Consider the following 17836-nt stretch of genomic DNA (forward strand, 5'->3'; position numbering starts at 1 on the left):
TATTAATGAAGACTTATTTAGTAACTGGTGGAGCAGGATTTATAGGATCTAACTTTGTTTTATATATGCTAAAGAAATATGAAGATATTAGAATAGTAAATTTAGATAAATTAACTTATGCAGGAAACTTAGAGAACTTAAAATCTATTGAAAATGATGAAAGGCACATATTTGTTCAAGGAGATATTTGTGATGCAAAATTAGTTTCATCTTTATTTGAAAAATACGATATAGACTATGTTGCTCACTTTGCAGCAGAATCTCATGTTGATAGAAGTATAAGAGAGCCAGAAGTTTTTGCTAAAACTAACGTAATGGGAACAGTTAATCTTTTAAATTGTGCTAAAAATGCATGGGAAACTGAAACTAGTTGGAAAGAAGGAGTTAAATTCCTTCATGTATCAACTGATGAAGTTTATGGATCACTTGGAGAAACAGGATTCTTTATGGAAACAACACCTTTAGATCCACATAGTCCATATTCAGCAAGTAAAGCATCTTCAGATATGATGGTCAAGGCATATGGAGATACTTACAAAATGCCAGTTAACATAACAAGATGTTCTAATAACTATGGTCCATTCCAATTCCCAGAAAAGCTAATACCTTTATTAATAAATAACTGTTTACAATTAAAGGATTTACCTATTTATGGTGATGGATTAAATATAAGAGATTGGTTATATGTTGAAGATCATGCTAAAGCTATTGATATGGTTATAAACAACGGAAGACTTGGTGAAGTTTATAATGTTGGTGGACATAATGAAAGAACAAACCTTCAAATTGTTGATACTGTTATAGACTATATAAATAAAAATGTAGATGATAAAGTAACTACAGATTTAAAGAAGTTTGTTGAAGATAGAAAAGGCCATGATAGAAGATATGGTATAGATCCAACTAAAATAAAAGAAGAACTTGGATGGTACCCAGAAACATCTTTTGAAGTTGGAATAGTTAAGACTATTAAATGGTATTTAAATAATAAAGAATGGATGAATAATATAACATCTGGAGATTATCAAAAGTATTATGAGAATATGTATAAATAAAAAATCAGTTAGAATCTATAAATAGATTCTAACTGATTTTTTATTTCACATCATTAAATATATAATCTCTCATTTGTTTCACAGTAGCATCTTTATCAAATGTTAAGTAGTAAACCCCATCAATCATAGTTCCTTCACCATAACCATCTCTAGGGAATCTTTCTTGTTCTAGGTTATTTCCTATACCAAGCACTTTTGTTCCAAGTGAAAGGATATCAGTAGCACTTAAGTTTGTTTGAACATAAGGTAAAACTTCATTTAATAATGAATTATATGATGCGACTGATGTGCTTGTTAATTTATTAAACAAAGCATCAAGTACAGTTCTATGTCTTTGTGTTCTTTCATAATCTCCACCACTTGTATATCTTATTCTAGAATAAGCAAGAGCTTGAGTCCCATCTACATGCTGAACTCCAGCATAAGTTATATGAGGGGAATTTGTACCATCTTTTGCATTGATATCATTAATATAATCATTAATATATTGAAGTTCCTCGTTTGTGATTTCAAGATCAATTCCACCAAGAATATTTATAATTACAGGTAATGATGAAAAGTTGACTGATACAAAATTCTCTATGTTTAATCCAAAGTTTTCATTTAAAGTTTTAATTGCTAATTCAGGACCACCAAATGCATAAGCATGATTTATTTTATCTTGTCCATGTCCAGCTATAGATACATATGAATCTCTCATAACAGAGGTTATTTTTAATTTGCTGTGAACAGGATCTATAGTAGCAACCATAATTGAATCTGAACGACCAGTTTCACCGTCAGTTGAGTCAATTCCAAAAAGAGCAATATTTTTTATTTTTTTAGAGTTTTCATAATCCTTAAATTCTTCTTCAACTATTCCTAAGTTCTTATTATCTAACTTAACACTCTTCATTTTATTCAGAAGTCCTATAGCGTATCCTCCACCTACAATAGTAAATGCAAGTAGTACACATAGAAATCCAATAAATATTTTAAATCCTATAGATTTCTTTTTTTTCTTTTTAACTTTTCTTCTATTTTTATTATCAAGTTGTGACATTTGTACACTTCCTTTCTAAAGAATATTTTATCATAAGGGCATAATATATTACAATTATAAACAACAATTGTAATATATTATTTAGAATTTCATTCCTTTAGTTTTCAAGTGGACATATGTAAGTTTGCGTTGACTTGGAACGAAGTGACGGGATAAGCAAGATTACTATGTCCACTTTATTATTATGCTTATAATCCAGGTTCATGCAAATATGATGAAACAAGATCATTAGATGTTAAATTATCAAATAAGGAAGATACTGATTTATATCCTATTCCTTCCCTAATCATATCTTTATTGTCCACCTTATATTCATAACAAGCCATTAAAATTTTATTTTTTTCATCTATGTCATCAGAAACGCTTTCTATTAGAGCCTTTTTATTATTAGTAGGTATAAGCTCTTTACGTCCAAAGAATCTACAATCTTTAATAAGCCCTTCTTTATATAAATTGTATAGAACCTGACCTGTTTTTAAATGTTGTGGATGCATATCATATTTATAGCTATGAGTTATATGTGTTACATTATTAAAATTGTTTTCAAAATTTAATATTGTATTTTTAACTAGTTTTTCGTCAACGTATTTCTCAGGTTGGTTTAGAAATATTAAATTACTTTCTAGTACTCCTAGCTGAGAGGTAGCTGCTTTAAATTCATTATTTCTTAAAGTTGTCTTTTCCAAAACACTAAGATTTTTATATCTATCATCAAGGAAGACACCACTTTCATCTCCATCTGTGATTAATACTACATACACATTTTCCCTACCAACAGATTTAATAGCATCAACTATAGCGCTGCCAGCAAATAATGTTTCATCATCTTGGTGCTGAGAATAAAATATTACTTTATCAGAATATATATAGCCTTTTGCTCTATTTACTGCATTTTGATTTATATCACCAAAAACTGTAGCACTTTTAGCTCCAGCTATTATAGATTTATCTGAATAGTTATCAACTAAAACAACGGGCTCTTTTAAAGCAGATGATGTTAATGCGTCTATAAGTTCTTCTGATTTACTTAAATTTACATGAGTTTTATCAGGAAAAAATTTTTTGATTACATTTTTATTTGTTTCAAATCTATTTATTCCATTTATACGTTCAGAAAAATTATCAAAAGATGAATTTAAAACAGTAAGTCCTCCAATGGAATATGATTTTACAGATTTTAGATAGTTTGTTGTTTTACCATCAGTCAATATAACAGGGTTTCCAGTTTTAGCTGCAACAGGTGCAATACTCATTGCATCTGCTTCTCCAATTAAACCATTAACATAGTAAATTTCATTTACACCTTTAATTTTTTCGATTTCATTTGCAACAGAATAAGAGGTAGAAAATCTATCTAATCCTCCTAAGCGTATTACGTTTTTACCATAGTCTTTAAGTTTTTTTTCTACAGATTTTGATATTACACTTTCACCTCCAACTAAGTAGATATTTGTAGCTTTTCCTACTCTATCTAATGTTGAAGTTGGAATTGAATTAACTTCTGTTAATAAAATTGGAGCATTTAAACTTCCACTAAGACCACTTGCAGATAGCCCATCTACCAAGGCTAGTCCGTTAACTAGAACAACAGTAGAATAATCAAGCTTGTCAGATATCAAAGCAGCAGTTTCATATCTATTTTGTCCAGCCACGTATTCTATTGATAATGCTTGTACATTAAAAACGTAAGTTGATACTATAGATAATGTTAAAATTAATGTTTTTAAATATTTGTTTTTCATTTTATAACTCCTATATGTATATTTGAATAATATAAATTATTCCATTACATAGAGTATTATAACAAAATTTACATAAATTATAAAATAATTAACTAAATTTGCTAGTTAAGTATGTTGAATAGGTTTAATTAATACTATATAATTATATTATGTAAACTTTAATATAAATAAAAAAACAAAGAAGAGAGGATGGGGATCTTGAGAAATAATAGAAATTTAAAATTAACAGTATCTATTTTATTACTTGCATTCATAATGAATTTTACATTTCCTTTATTTGAAGTTAAAGCTAAAGCCCAAGAGGGTAGTTCACGACAAGTAGAGCAAATGTTAAAAGAAGTAGTTTCCAAATATGGAGAAGAGAATGTAATATTTGAGGATGGTATATACGCATATTTAGGAGAAGAGATTAATCTTTCAAGTTTACAAAATTATGAAGGTGTAGTATGGCATTCTGAAAATGAAGAAATAGTTACAGTTAGTGGTAATAATTTAATTGGAGTTAGTGAAGGTACTACTTTTATAGTTGGTAAAAAAGATACAAAATATTTTATAAAAGAAGTATATGTTGCAACTAAAAGAGCTGATGTTAGAGCATTAAATTCAGCAGTATCAAATGCTAAATCTCAGTACGTGGTTTATATTGACCCAGGACATGGGGGATCAGACCCTGGTGCCAGTGGAAATGGTATAATAGAAAAGAATTTGAATTTAGATATTGGGTTAAAAGTTAAACAAAAACTTGAGTCTAAGGGAATAAAAGTAGTAATGAGCAGAACATCAGATGAATTTGTATCATTAGGAGATATAAGTAAGGGAGCTAACTATGCGAATCCTGATATTTTTATTTCTATACATATAAATTCTGCAGGAGCAGTAAGTGCTTCAGGTATAGAAACTTTCCATAATAAAGATATAGACAAGTCTCTAGCTGAAAAGCTTCAAAATAAATTGATAAGTTATACAGGAGCTGTAAATAGAGGAGCTAAATGGGAAGACTTCCATGTTATAAGAGAAACTAGAATGCCAGCAAGTTTAGTTGAATGTGGATTCTTAACTAATGTGAATGAAGCTAATAATATGAAAAGTTGGAATTATCAAGAAAAATTGGCTGATGCAATAACAGATGGTGCTGTTGATTATCTAGTTGAAAATATAAGTTTAGGTGGAAATGGAACATTACTTGCAAGTAGAATATTTGGAAGTAATAGGTATGAAACATCATATGAAATTTTTGAAAGAGGATGGAATGTATCAGATTATGCTGTGTTAGCTTCAGGTATAGACTATCCAGATGCATTATGTGCAGCACCATTAGCTGCAAAGTATAATGCACCTATAATTTTAGTTGATAACACAACTCTTAATAATCAGCCTAGACTATTAGAGTTATTAAAGAGTAGAGGTGTTACAAAGACGTTTATAGTTGGTGGAACAAGCGTTATTCCTTCATCAATTGAATCAGGACTTTCAGCTTCAGGTATATCTAGTACAAGACTAGGTGGAAAAGATAGGTATGAGACTTCTGTAAAAATAGCTAAAGAGGTTGGAAATGAATCAGGTGAGGTATCTATAGTTAGTGGATTAGATTTTGCTGATGGATTATCAATTTCTCCAATTGCTGCTAAAAGAAAGAGTCCTATACTTTTAACTGAAAACAATAATTTGCCAGATGTAGTTTCAAATTATATAACAGGATTAAACTTAAATAAAAGTTTTATTATAGGTTCAACTGGAGCAATTTCTAATAATGTAGCTAGTAAATTACCAAACGTTGAAAGACTTGGTGGAAAAGATAGATATGAAACTAATAAGAAGATATTTGATAGATTTAAGAATGATATAAACTTAAGTGATGTATATATTGCATCAGGTCTAGATTTTCCAGATGCCTTATCAGCTTCAGCTTTAGCTGGAAAAAATGGTGAATTCGTTATATTATCAAACGTAAACTCACCTGAACCAGATGTGAGAAATCTTATTTCTGAAATTAAACCTAATATTGATAATCTTTATGTATTAGGTAGTAAAATTATTATTAGTGATAATGTATTAATTAATTTAGGGATAAATTTCATAAGATAAAAATAATATGTATAAAAAATGCTATATCAATGTGATATAGCATTTTTTATAGTAAGCAATAAGTTATTTAGTGTATAGTAAGGAGTTAACTCACCTCCGAATTTTCTAAAGTATCTTTCAATAGAAGGTATCATAGAACCTTCAAAATCAAAGACAGGAAGCTTTAATATGTTTTTAGTATATAGCATTGATTCCCAAAGTAAATAAGACATTCCAAAATTATTATTTCTGGAAATACCCCCCATAATATAGTAGGCTCTTTTGGTATCATAAGCTAAAACACAACCACCAATAGGAGTATTATCTTCGTCAAAAACTATTCCTATAATGCAATTATTATTTTTGTTTAATTCTTTTAATAGATTTTTAGTTAACTCATTATCAAAGTTATCTATATTTTGGCTACTAAAGCTTTTATCATTCAATTCAAAATAAATATCAAGATATTCATTAAATCCCCATTCAATTTTAACATTACTTTTATTACCTTTATTAACAGAAGTTTTTTCTTGTAAATTACTCCAAAGAATCTTTTCATCATCCAGATTCACTCTATATGTATATCTTAGGCTTGTAATATAATTATTCCAAATAAATGGCTGCATATCAGTGTGTTCTGGTGAAAAGCTATAGTAAAGTAAAGTTTTTTCTTTTAATTTTTTTATGAAAATTTCATTTATTTCTTTAATATTTCCTATTCTTTTACTAATTGTTAATTTGTGTATCATTGGAGCAATCATAACTCCTCCAAAAGGTGTCATATGAGGCATTACTATAAAATTTTTCCCTATTTTTTTTGAAGTAGATATATAGAATGCTGAAATCCAATTATTATTTTTATCGCTAAGATAATAAAACTCGTAGCTTTGAGCAGATTTAAAGTTTTTTCCTATATTATTTAAAAGCCAATAACTCTTATGGTAAAATGTACCTTCAGGCGATTCATCTACAAAGTTATCCCATTTTAGCAATAACTCTTTATTACTAATATCTATTTTATTTATTTCCCAGTTCATCAACTACCTCCTGATAACTAATAAATTCTATATTGTTGTTATGGCAGTATTCAACAATCCATGTGTACCAATCTTTCCAATCTTTCCACCCATTTGAGAAATATTCTTGATGAAAGTTAACGTTGAATATAATATCATTATTATAATTATCATCAATAATTTTCTTTGTAAATTTTACGGCATAGTCTAAATTATATTTTTGAAGCCCTTTATCTTGGAACAAATAACTATCCATAAGATGAAAAGGTATTTCTACTAATCCTTCTTTTGTAATATAGGGTTGTTTAAGTTCAGGTGAATACTCTGTTGTATCAAAAGCATAACCTATTTTTTTCATATTTGCAAAGGTTTCCCTATCTTTTCTTAAGTAATGCATTCTTATACCTATATTACTTGTATTGTGAATAGTATTAAACTTGTCATATTCTTCTTTCATTTTAGAAAAATTATTAAAAGCTATTCCATGTATTCCAACATTTAAGCCATTTTTTAGGATGTAATTTACATGTGGCTTAGGAGCCTCAGCTTTGTAAGCCAATGTGCTATCATTTGAAGTTGCAAAAAAGTAAGTTGCCTTTGTATTATATTTTTTATCTAATTCTACTAATTCTTTAATATTAGTAAGATTATTATTAAATATTAGTTTTAACCTAGTAAAAAAAGTATTAAAATTAATTCTAAATAATAATAGTTCTATGAACGCCCTTATTATCATTTTAATAATTATTAAATCATTTTTATGTTCTTTAGTAGTAAGATTATCTACATCATGCGATAATATTATTTTCATAAAAAAATCTCCTTTTTAAAATAATCTATTAAGTTTAGTAATGATATTATACATATAGAATTATATCATATAAATAACAATTTACTCGAAAAATATGTTTTTAAGAAATCTTTTATTTATTTTCTTAATAAATATGTTAAGATAAAGATAAAACCTATGTAGGAAAATAGGAGGATTATAAGGTTATGGATATTAATGTATTACATTTATGTTCTTATTATTACGGTTCTAAGTTATATGAAAATTTATTTAAAGACTTAGGAGAAAAAAATATAAAACAAGTAGTTTACGTACCGATTAAGACAGGTCTAGACATCGGTAAAATAAATGATTTCAATAATTGTAATTTTATAATAAAAGAAACAAGCAATAATTTAGATAGATTGTTTTTTAAGCGTAAAGCTATGAAAAATTATACAGGTTTATTGTCAGAAATAAATATTAATGACTTTAATATAGTTCATGCACATACATTATTTACTAATGGATATATGGCATATGAGTTAAATAAAACTTATAAAATTCCTTATATTGTGGCTGTGAGAAATACAGATGTTAATGTATTTTTTAAGTATTTTATTCATTTAAGAAAATTAGGAATAGATATTCTTTTAAGAGCAGAAAAAATTATTTTTATATCTCCATCATATAAGGAGAATACTATAAACACATATATACCTGAAAAATATAAGAAAGAGATAGAAAGTAAGTCAATAGTTTTACCAAATGGTCTTAATGATTATTGGATAAAAAATAGAGCTGAATCTAGCAAGAGTTTGGAAAATGATATTTTAAGGTTAACATATGTTGGTGAAGTTACTAAGAATAAAAACATTCATAAAGTAATACAGGATATAAGTCATATGATAAATAAGGGAATGAATATTCGATATGACATAGTTGGGGATGGAGAATATTTAGAGAATATAAAATCTTTAGTTAATGAAAAAAAGCTAAATGATCATATAAGAATCTTTGGTAAAATAAATGATAAAGATAAAATTAGAGAAATATTTAATGAAAATGATATTTTTGTTATGACTTCAACTTTTGAAACTTTTGGCTTATCATATATAGAAGCTTTAAGTCAAGGACTTCCAGTTTTATATACAAAGGGCCAAGGTATATATGGATATTATCAGGAGGGATATGTTGGATATGCCGTAGATAATGGAGATTCAATAGAAGAAAGTTTAAATAAGCTGATGTGCAGATACAACGAAATGTCTGCTAATGCAATTGAAGTTATAGAAGAGTTTGAATGGGGAAAAATTGGTGACAAATATATAGATATATATAGCAAATTATTAAAAAAATAGAGGTGAAAAATTAATGCATATTTTAGTGATACCATCAGCATATCCTACGCTAGAAAATCCATTAAGTAGCATTTTTTATAAAGAACAAGCTAAAGCTATACAAGAAGCTGGTAATAAAGTAGGTGTTATTTTTTCTGAAACTAGGAGAGTTTCTGGAATTAATTTTAATAGTTTTAATAAAAATCATTTTCAGATTAGAAAGTATATTGAAGATGGATTAACTACTTACAGGCTACATGGATGGAATATATTCACAATGAGGGGAACTCTAGGAGTTGATCTTTGGGTTAAACAATCTTTAAAGCTCTTTCATAAATACATAGAGTCAGAAGGAAAACCAGATATTATACATGTTCATTCAGCTTTATATGGTGGGTTAGTAGGGATGAATATAAAAAAATTGTATAATATACCATATGTAATAACAGAACATTCATCTTCTGTTTTAAAATATGAATTAAGAAAACATGATTTACCCATATTAAAGAGTGTTTATGACTATGCGGATAGAATAATAAGCGTAGGAGAAGCCTTAAAAGAATCTATTAATAAGCATAGTAAAAATTATGTTGAAGTTATTCCTAATATAGTTGATATAGAAAAGTTTAATATTAATAAGAATACTATAAAAGAAAATTTTAACTTTATATCGATTTCTCATTTAAAAGAAAATAAAAATATCGACTTAACAATAAGAGCATTATACAAAGTTATAAAGGTTTATAATAATGTGAAATTAACAATTGTAGGAGATGGTCCAGAAAAGCAGAATTTGATTGATTTAGTAAATAAATTAGGAATATCAGAAAATGTGGAGTTTGTTGGAGCTGTTTCAAGAGAAGAATTAAATAAATATATTAATAGATCAAATGCCTTTGTTTTACCTAGTAAGTATGAAACTTTCGGAATAGTATATATTGAGGCTTTATCATGTGGTATTCCTATAATTACAACTAAATGTGGAGGACCAGAGGACTTTTATAATGAGGATATTGGATATATGATAGAATCAGAGGATGAAGATATACTTAAAGATGTAATGATAGAGATGATAGAAAATATTAATAGATTCGATCCAAATACGTTACGTAAATATGTAGAAAGCAAATTTTCTAAAAAAGTTATTTCTAATAAAATTATAGCTGTCTATAAAGATATTTTAAATAAGAATGGAGATAATAATGAATAAGCTATTTAAAAAATTTATAGAGTTTGCATTAGGAAATGCAATAGTATTTATTTTAGGAATTGTATCTGTTCCTATAGTTTCAAGAATGATTGACCCAACACAAAATGGAAAAGCTTCTATGTTTATCACATATACTAGTCTTATAGTTTTAGTATTAACAATGGGAATAGACCAAGCATACATAAGATATTATAATGACGAAAATGAAAATAATAGAGGGAAACTTTTAAGAACTAGCATTAAAGTTCCTATAATTAGTAATTTGATTTTAGGTTTTTTTCTGTTGATATTATATACACAAGTTTCTAATTTAATGATAAGTGAAACTTCATTCTTAGTTGTACTATTAATGATTATACACAGCACTGCTAGTATAGTAGGAAATTTTGCAATGGTACACGTTAGGATGAAACAAAAAGGAAAATTATATTCATTTTTAGGAGTTAGTAATAAACTAGCATATTTAGCATTGATGTTTGTATTTTTCTATATATTTAAAAATAACTATATTACTATGATATTAGCAACAGTAATATCTAATATAGTAATGGTAGTTCTTGCAATATTATATGAAAAAAATGATTGGTTCAACTTTAGTAATGAACCAATAAAAACAACTACAAAAGATTTATTTATTTATGGATCTCCATTTATATTTTCAATGGCAATAACTTGGATTTTCCAATCTATAGATAGAATTTCTATACAAAATTTTAGTAATGACTATGCACAAATTGGGTTATATACAGGAGCCATGTATATAATTTCACTTTTAAATACTGTTCAAGGAGCGTTTACAACTTTTTGGACTCCAGTAGCTTATGAAAAATATTCAACTAATCCTAATGATAAAGAGTTTTTTGTAAAAATAAATGAAATTGTATCAGCAGTTATGTTATTTATTTCAGTAGGGTTAATTGCAACTAAGGATATTTTAATAATTTTACTTGGCAAAAAATATGAAGGAGCTCAGTTTATTTTTCCTTTTTTAGTTCTTATGCCAATAATGTACACTATATCTGAGACTACAGTTTTAGGTATTAATTTTAAAAAGAAAACAAAATATCATATTTACATAGCTGCAGCTGCAGCAATTGCAAATATAATTGGTAATTTAATTTTAGTTCCTATCTATGGAGCTAAAGGAGCAGCAATATCAACTGGCCTTGCATATATAGTATTTTTCTTAGCTAGAACATATTATGCAAATAAATTTTATAAAATAAATTTTAGATTTTCCAAATTGTGGATATGTATTATATCTGTATATATTTTAGCTGCATATTCAAGTGTTTATAAATTTAATATAATAATATTATTACTAACTATAGCTAATATAATTATTATATTAATTTCATATAGAAATATTTTTAATGATTTAGTTAATTTGATTAGAACAAAAATTAAGAAGTAGTGTATATGGCATAGTAATATAGACAATTTATTATTAGTAGTAGTATAATTATATGGACTAAAAAATAAAGAATAGATATTTTAATGTTATACCTAAAAGTGGGTAGGAGGAAATTTTATGAATAGAGTAAAGACTCTTTTACTTGTTATAATAGATATTTTTATGGTTAATATGGCTTATTTATTAGCAATAAATATTACCTTTTTTGATAGATTTACAGAAATATCTACTATATATCAAAAAGATGTATTTTCAGTAACTATAATTTACTTGATATGTTTTGCATTATTTAAGATGTATAGTTCATTATGGCATTTAACAGGAACAGATGAGTTTTTATTAGGTGCAGGTGGAGGAATTCTAGCAGGAATATTAGTAATTTTATATACTAGAAACTTAGGTGCAACTATACCATTAAATGTTTGTGTAATTGGAACTATGATTTCATGTATACTAGTATTAGGATATAGAGTATTATACAGAGTTTATAGAAGAACGTTATTGTATGTGCCATATAAGTATTCTAAGGATCAGCAAAGAGTTATGATAGTAGGAGCTGGATCGGCAGGCACTATGATAATTAATGAAATGTTTGCTAGAAGAAATTTAAAGCTTAATCCTATTCTTTTAATAGATGATACTGAATTTAAAAAAGGTAAAAGAATAAGTGGTATAAAAGTAGAAGGAAATAGAAATGACATAATTAGATTAGCAGAAGAAAGGGAAATTGATACTATAATAATTGCAATTCCATCAATAGATAATGAAAATAAGAGACAAATTCTTGAAATTTGTAAGAAAACTAATTGCAAAGTTAAAATTATTCCAGGAATTTATGAAATAATTTCAGGCGAAGCTACAGTTAGTAAAATAAAAGATGTAGAGCTTGAAGATTTATTAGGAAGAGATCCGGTAGTATTAGATAATAAGGGAATATCAAACTACTTAAATAATAAAGTAGTATTAGTTACAGGAGCAGGTGGATCCATTGGATCAGAATTATGCAGACAAATTTCACAATTCGGACCAAAGCTTTTAATTTTATTTGATATATATGAAAATACAGTATATGATATACAAAATGAATTAAATTCTAATTATGAATCACTAAATATTAAGGTTTTAATTGGTTCAGTTAGGGATTATGAAAGATTAGATGAAGTATTTAATAAATATAAAGTAAATGTAGTATTTCATGCTGCAGCTCATAAACATGTTCCTTTAATGGAAGATAGCCCTAAAGAGGCTATAAAGAATAATGTATTTGGAACTTTAAACTTAGTTAAAAAGTCTCATGAATATTCAGTTGAGAAATTTGTTTTAATATCAACTGATAAAGCTGTAAACCCAACAAATGTAATGGGAGCTACTAAGCGCTTATGTGAAATGATAGTTCAATCATATAATACTATAAGTAATACAGAGTTTGTTGCTGTTAGATTTGGAAATGTTCTAGGAAGTAATGGATCAGTAATTCCACTATTTAAAAATCAAATAAAAAATGGTGGACCTGTAACAGTTACACATAAAAATATTACTAGATACTTTATGTTAATTCCAGAAGCAGCTCAACTTGTATTGCAAGCAGGTGGATTTGCAAATGGTGGTGAAATATTTGTTTTAGATATGGGAAAACCAGTAAAAATATATGATTTGGCTATTGACTTAATAAAACTATCTGGTTTAGAACCACACAGAGACATAAAAATAAAAATTACAGGATTAAGACCAGGAGAAAAATTATATGAAGAGTTATTAATGAGTGAGGAAGGGTTAGTAAACACAGCTCATAACAAAATTTATATTGGAAGACCAACATTTGACAGTATAGATAAATTAGAATGTAAATTAAGAGAGTTAGAAAGTATTTTAAAAGAAAATGATGAGAATATAGTAAAAGAAAAAATGAAACAAATAGTACCAACATATAAGGAACCTTCAGAAGTAAATGAAGTAGCAGTAACTGATATAAAATAGACTTAGTGAAAAGTTAAAAATAGACGAGGAATTGAATTATGAAAAGTATTAATAGAATTATCAAAAGAATATTTGACTTTATAGCTTCTTTACTTGGAATAATAATACTATCACCTTTATTGATAATAGTAAGCATTGCAATAAAGATAGATTCTAAGGGAAATGTTATGTTTCTACAAAAGAGGGTTGGAAGGAATGGAAAATTATTTTATATCTATAAGTTTAGAACAATGATAACAGATGCTGAAAAATTAGGAAAACAGATTACTGTTGGAAAAGATAATAGGATAACTAGAGTTGGAGCCTTTCTTAGAAAATTTAAGATTGATGAACTTCCACAATTGTTTAATGTAGTAAAAGGAGATATGAGTTTAGTAGGACCAAGACCAGAAGTGCCTAAATATGTGGAACTTTATACTAATGAAGAAAAAAAAGTTTTAGAAGTTAGACCTGGTATAACTGATCTTGCATCATTAAGATACAAGGATGAAAATGAAATATTAGGAAAAGTAGATAATCCAGAAGAGTATTATATAAATGTAATAATGAAAGATAAACTTAAATTAAATTTAGAGTATATAGAAAAGAGTAATATTTTACTAGATATACTGTTAATTTTTAAAACTGTAATAAAATGTATATAAGGTGGGAATTAAAATGAAAAAACTTAAGTTTGCTATTATTGGTTGTGGAAGAATTTCATATAAGCACGTTGAAGGATTAGTTGAGAATAATGATGTTGCAGAATTAGTAGCTACATGTGATGTAAAATTGGAGCTTGCCGAAGCTAAAAGAGATGAATATTTATCAAAAATGAATAATTCTTCATTAAATCTAACAGCTTATGTAGATTATAAAGAAATGCTTGAAAAAGAAGAGATTGATGTTGTTACTATTGCTACTGAAAGTGGATATCATGCAGAAATTGCAATTTACTGCATGAATAAAGGTAAGCATATTATTGTTGAAAAGCCTATGGCTATGTCTATAGATGATGCAAATGAAATGATAGAAGTAGCAAAGAAGAATAATGTTAAATTATCAGTTGCTCATCAAAATAGATTTAATAAACCAATCCAAAAGTTAAGAGAAGCTGTTGAGGATAATAAGCTTGGAAGAATAATGAATGGAACTGCTAGAATTTTATGGAGAAGAGATGATAATTATTACAAGCAAGCTCCATGGAGAGGAACTTGGGATTTAGATGGTGGAACTCTAATGAATCAATGTATTCATAATATTGATTTACTTCAATGGATGATAGGTTCAGAAGTTGAAAGAGTTTATGCAGAATGTGACACATATAGAAATAAAATTGAAGCCGAAGATTTTGGAGCTATAGTAGTTAGATTTAAAAATGGGGCTATTGGAGTAATAGAAGGAAGTGCAGTAGTTTATCCTAAAAATTTAGAAGAAACTTTAAGTATATTTGGTACTGAAGGAACAGTAGTAATTGGAGGTTTAGCTGTTAATGAACTTAAAACCTGGAGATTTGAAGGTGAAGATGAAGAAATAGTAAAGAAAGACTTACAAGTGGAAATAGATAGTGTATATGGAAAAGGGCATACCCCTTTATTTAGAGATGTGATTTATGCTATAAATAATAATAGAAAACCATATGTTAGTGGAGAAGATGCAATAGTGCCATTGTCAATAATATTAGCAGCATATAAATCAAGAAAAACAGGAATGCCAGTAAATTTCCCGTTATGTAATTTTTCAAGCTCAGATATGAAATAATTTAAAGCGCCCTTTTGGGGGCTTTATTTCCATATAATGATTAATATGTTATTAATAATTTAAGGAGTTGAATTTGTGAATAAAACAGTTTCAGTTATTATACCATGTAGAAATGAAGAAAATTATATAGGTAAGTGTATTGAATCTTTTATCAATCAAAGCTACCCGAAGGAGTTACTTACAATAATAGTAGCAGATGGTATGTCTACAGATGGTACAAGAGATACAGTCAAAAACTTTGAGAAAAAAAATAAAAATGTAGTAATGTTAGATAATGAAGGTTTATCAGCACCTAAAGGAATGAATTTAGGAATTAGATATACTAAATCTGATATAGTTATAATATTTGGAGCACATGCTTATGCTCATAGAGAATTTGTTACGGAAAATGTTATAGCTCTTGAAAATAGTGAAGTTGGATGCTCGGGCGGTGTAATTACAACCATAAATGAGACTACTAAGGGAGCTGCTATAGCAGAGGCAATGAGCTGTCCATTTGGTGTTGGAAATGCATTGTTTAGATATGCAGATAAAGAAACTTATGTAGATACTGTTGGATTTGGAGCTTATAGAAGAAGCCTTCTTGATGAAATTGGATTGTTTGATGAAGAGTTAGTAAGAAATCAAGATGATGAACTTAACTTTAGGGTAGAAAAAAGTGGAGCAAAGATTTTATTATCCCCAAAAATAAAATCTACTTATTATAGTAGAGGTGATTTTAAAAAGTTATGGAGACAGTATTATCAATATGGATTTTGGAAGGTTAGAGTAATTCAAAAGCATAAAAAACCAGCATCTATAAGACACTTAATTCCATTAATGTTTGTATTATTTTTAGTATTTGGTGGAATACTTAGCATTTTTTCTAATATAATAAAAAATTGTTATTTTATTATATTAGGATTATATATTTTGTTAGATTTATTTTTTAGTGCAAAAATTTCTTTTTCTAAATCATTAAAATATTTTATGTATTTATTAATTACATTTCCATTATTGCATATTTCTTATGGCTTAGGATTTATACTAGGAATATTTAATTTTTATATAATTAAAAGTTCTAAATTAGAAGAAAAAAATAAAGAGATTTCAAGATAACAAGAATAAAGGTGAAATTATGAAAAATTTTATATTAAAAAATAAGAAAATATCAATATTCTTATTAGCTATGATTATAGTATCTATTTTTTATAAGGTATATAAAGTTTTAGAATTAAAATATAGTGGTACAAATAAAGAGGTAGTAACAATACTATTAAAAAATGATGAAATAGGAAAAGGTATAGATAAATTAATAAGTCAATACAATAAAGAACATGATGATATATATATTAAATTAATGTTAAGTAATGATGATTATGATAATCTAGCTTATACAAAGCTTGCTAACCAATATGATATTGATATTTTAGAGTATATTGGAAAAACACTTATAGAGAAAAATTTTATACAGCCTTTAGAAAATTATAATATTGATTTATCTCCTGTAAATGATGATTCTTTGTTTTTATACAATGATAGGATTATAGGAGTAAAATATGGCTTAGCTATGCCAAAGCTTATGTATAATAAAGAAATTTTAGTAGGATCAGGTATAAATCCTGAAGAAACTCCTAAAACTTTGGACGATTTAATAGTTATGGGAGAAAAAATTAAGAAATCATATCCAGACATAGTTCCAATTAATTTATCATTAAGCTATATTCATGATTTATTTGCTATTTTAGGAACTCCAGCTACATCTGAGAGTACTACATATCCTACATTTTGGAACTATAAAACAGGTGAATATGATTATAGTGGATTAAATTTAGTCTTAGAAAAGTTCAATGAAATGTATGAAAAGGGAATTATAAACAGGGATTTTGAATCTAAAACATCTGAAGAACTATTTAATAATTTTAAGTATGGAGAAGCAGCAATTACGACTACAAATTATTATGAGAAATATAGTGTTAGAGATAGACTGGAAGGGATGGATTTAGGGTTTAGTAATATTCCATTTATAAAAGAAGGTAATGGTAGCTTATATTATTATACATATCCTAGGACATTAGTTGTTGCCAATAATGAAAGAGACGAAAATCCTATTTATAAAGGTAATGAAGAAAAACTAAATAAGCATAAGGAAGCTGTTAAAGAGGTTTATGAATGGATGCTAAGTGAAGGAGTAACAAATTATTTAGTTGAAAATGATAATAATTTTACTTCCTTTGGTAACAACTATTTTGCAAGTGATATGTATGATGGCCTTAATGATAATAAAGGATATAAACATGCTTTGAAAGATCCAACAGAGGTTTTAGTCGGAGATTCTGAGCTTATAAAGAAATATATATTTAGCATGATAAAAGGAGAAAAGGATATACCATCAGGACTTAAAGAATTAAAAGATAAAATGAATGATTTTATTAATAAAAATGAAAGAAATAAAGATGTGGAACTAGATAAGTATAAGGAGCAGTAG

General features: G+C 27.1%; 14 protein-coding genes. 10 read left to right on the plus strand and 4 right to left on the minus strand.

What is annotated here, in order from left to right:
* Positions 1-5: 5 nt before the first annotated feature.
* Positions 6-1055 (plus strand): dTDP-glucose 4,6-dehydratase, encoded by a 1050-nt coding sequence (gene rfbB, locus ACYUEX_RS01210; RefSeq protein WP_460286204.1) that lies wholly within the window; start codon positions 6-8, stop codon positions 1053-1055.
* 40 nt (positions 1056-1095) lie between these two features.
* Here rfbB and ACYUEX_RS01215 read toward each other — a convergent pair whose 3' ends face one another.
* The gene (locus ACYUEX_RS01215; RefSeq protein WP_460286205.1) at positions 1096-2097 is read right to left on the minus strand and encodes an LCP family protein; all 1002 of its coding nucleotides are present in this window, start codon (positions 2095-2097) and stop codon (positions 1096-1098) included.
* 188 nt (positions 2098-2285) lie between these two features.
* Complete coding sequence (locus ACYUEX_RS01220) at positions 2286-3839, minus strand: cell wall-binding repeat-containing protein (RefSeq protein WP_460286206.1); 1554 nt, start codon at positions 3837-3839, stop codon at positions 2286-2288.
* 189 nt (positions 3840-4028) lie between these two features.
* On the opposite strand from ACYUEX_RS01220, the gene ACYUEX_RS01225 reads away from it, so the two are divergent.
* Entirely contained in the window at positions 4029-5924 is a 1896-nt protein-coding gene (locus ACYUEX_RS01225) for a cell wall-binding repeat-containing protein (protein WP_460286207.1), read from the plus strand.
* 26 nt (positions 5925-5950) lie between these two features.
* On the opposite strand, the gene ACYUEX_RS01230 is transcribed toward ACYUEX_RS01225, so the two are convergent.
* Both ACYUEX_RS01230 and ACYUEX_RS01235 read right to left on the minus strand, forming a co-directional pair.
* A complete protein-coding gene (locus ACYUEX_RS01230) occupies positions 5951-6940 on the minus strand; it encodes a hypothetical protein (protein WP_460286208.1) in 990 nt (329 codons plus the stop codon).
* Positions 6921-7730, minus strand: coding sequence for a polysaccharide deacetylase family protein (locus ACYUEX_RS01235; protein WP_460286209.1), 810 nt, complete (start codon positions 7728-7730; stop codon positions 6921-6923). Before ACYUEX_RS01235 ends, ACYUEX_RS01230 begins: the two co-directional genes overlap by 20 nt.
* Before the next feature lie 185 nt (positions 7731-7915).
* Here ACYUEX_RS01235 and ACYUEX_RS01240 point away from each other — a divergent pair, with 185 nt between their 5' ends.
* The 8 genes from ACYUEX_RS01240 (at position 7916) to ACYUEX_RS01275 (ending at position 17836) form a co-directional block, all read left to right on the plus strand.
* The gene (locus tag ACYUEX_RS01240) at positions 7916-9049 is read left to right on the plus strand and encodes a glycosyltransferase family 4 protein (RefSeq protein ID WP_460286210.1); all 1134 of its coding nucleotides are present in this window, start codon (positions 7916-7918) and stop codon (positions 9047-9049) included.
* Between the two features lie 13 nt (positions 9050-9062).
* Positions 9063-10238, plus strand: a complete 1176-nt coding sequence (locus ACYUEX_RS01245) for a glycosyltransferase (protein ID WP_460286211.1) — start codon at positions 9063-9065, stop codon at positions 10236-10238.
* Positions 10231-11652: an oligosaccharide flippase family protein gene (locus ACYUEX_RS01250; RefSeq protein WP_460286212.1), complete on the plus strand. Its 1422-nt coding sequence runs from the start codon at positions 10231-10233 to the stop codon at positions 11650-11652. Before ACYUEX_RS01245 ends, ACYUEX_RS01250 begins: the two co-directional genes overlap by 8 nt.
* Positions 11653-11769: 117 nt before the next feature.
* Complete coding sequence (locus tag ACYUEX_RS01255) at positions 11770-13629, plus strand: polysaccharide biosynthesis protein (RefSeq protein WP_460286213.1); 1860 nt, start codon at positions 11770-11772, stop codon at positions 13627-13629.
* 38 nt (positions 13630-13667) lie between these two features.
* Positions 13668-14273, plus strand: a complete 606-nt coding sequence (locus ACYUEX_RS01260; protein ID WP_460286214.1) for a sugar transferase — start codon at positions 13668-13670, stop codon at positions 14271-14273.
* Positions 14274-14286: 13 nt separating this feature from the next.
* On the plus strand, positions 14287-15369 hold the full coding sequence (locus ACYUEX_RS01265; RefSeq protein ID WP_460286215.1) for a Gfo/Idh/MocA family protein: 1083 nt from the start codon (positions 14287-14289) through the stop codon (positions 15367-15369).
* A gap of 75 nt (positions 15370-15444) precedes the next feature.
* Entirely contained in the window at positions 15445-16467 is a 1023-nt protein-coding gene (locus ACYUEX_RS01270; protein WP_460286216.1) for a glycosyltransferase family 2 protein, read from the plus strand.
* A gap of 19 nt (positions 16468-16486) precedes the next feature.
* The gene (locus ACYUEX_RS01275) at positions 16487-17836 is read left to right on the plus strand and encodes an ABC transporter substrate-binding protein (protein WP_460286217.1); all 1350 of its coding nucleotides are present in this window, start codon (positions 16487-16489) and stop codon (positions 17834-17836) included.

This window comes from Clostridium sp. CTA-7 (genome assembly GCF_054768095.1).

Bases quoted from the DNA above. Each gene is read 5' to 3' on its own strand.
- rfbB (WP_460286204.1), top strand. From the start codon at position 6: ATGAAGACTTATTTAGTAACTGGTGGAGCAGGATTTATAGGATCTAAC.
- ACYUEX_RS01215 (WP_460286205.1), bottom strand. From the start codon at position 2,097: ATGTCACAACTTGATAATAAAAATAGAAGAAAAGTTAAAAAGAAAAAA.
- ACYUEX_RS01220 (WP_460286206.1), bottom strand. From the start codon at position 3,839: ATGAAAAACAAATATTTAAAAACATTAATTTTAACATTATCTATAGTA.
- ACYUEX_RS01225 (WP_460286207.1), top strand. From the start codon at position 4,029: ATGGGGATCTTGAGAAATAATAGAAATTTAAAATTAACAGTATCTATT.
- ACYUEX_RS01230 (WP_460286208.1), bottom strand. From the start codon at position 6,940: ATGAACTGGGAAATAAATAAAATAGATATTAGTAATAAAGAGTTATTG.
- ACYUEX_RS01235 (WP_460286209.1), bottom strand. From the start codon at position 7,730: ATGAAAATAATATTATCGCATGATGTAGATAATCTTACTACTAAAGAA.
- ACYUEX_RS01240 (WP_460286210.1), top strand. From the start codon at position 7,916: ATGGATATTAATGTATTACATTTATGTTCTTATTATTACGGTTCTAAG.
- ACYUEX_RS01245 (WP_460286211.1), top strand. From the start codon at position 9,063: ATGCATATTTTAGTGATACCATCAGCATATCCTACGCTAGAAAATCCA.
- ACYUEX_RS01250 (WP_460286212.1), top strand. From the start codon at position 10,231: ATGAATAAGCTATTTAAAAAATTTATAGAGTTTGCATTAGGAAATGCA.
- ACYUEX_RS01255 (WP_460286213.1), top strand. From the start codon at position 11,770: ATGAATAGAGTAAAGACTCTTTTACTTGTTATAATAGATATTTTTATG.
- ACYUEX_RS01260 (WP_460286214.1), top strand. From the start codon at position 13,668: ATGAAAAGTATTAATAGAATTATCAAAAGAATATTTGACTTTATAGCT.
- ACYUEX_RS01265 (WP_460286215.1), top strand. From the start codon at position 14,287: ATGAAAAAACTTAAGTTTGCTATTATTGGTTGTGGAAGAATTTCATAT.
- ACYUEX_RS01275 (WP_460286217.1), top strand. From the start codon at position 16,487: ATGAAAAATTTTATATTAAAAAATAAGAAAATATCAATATTCTTATTA.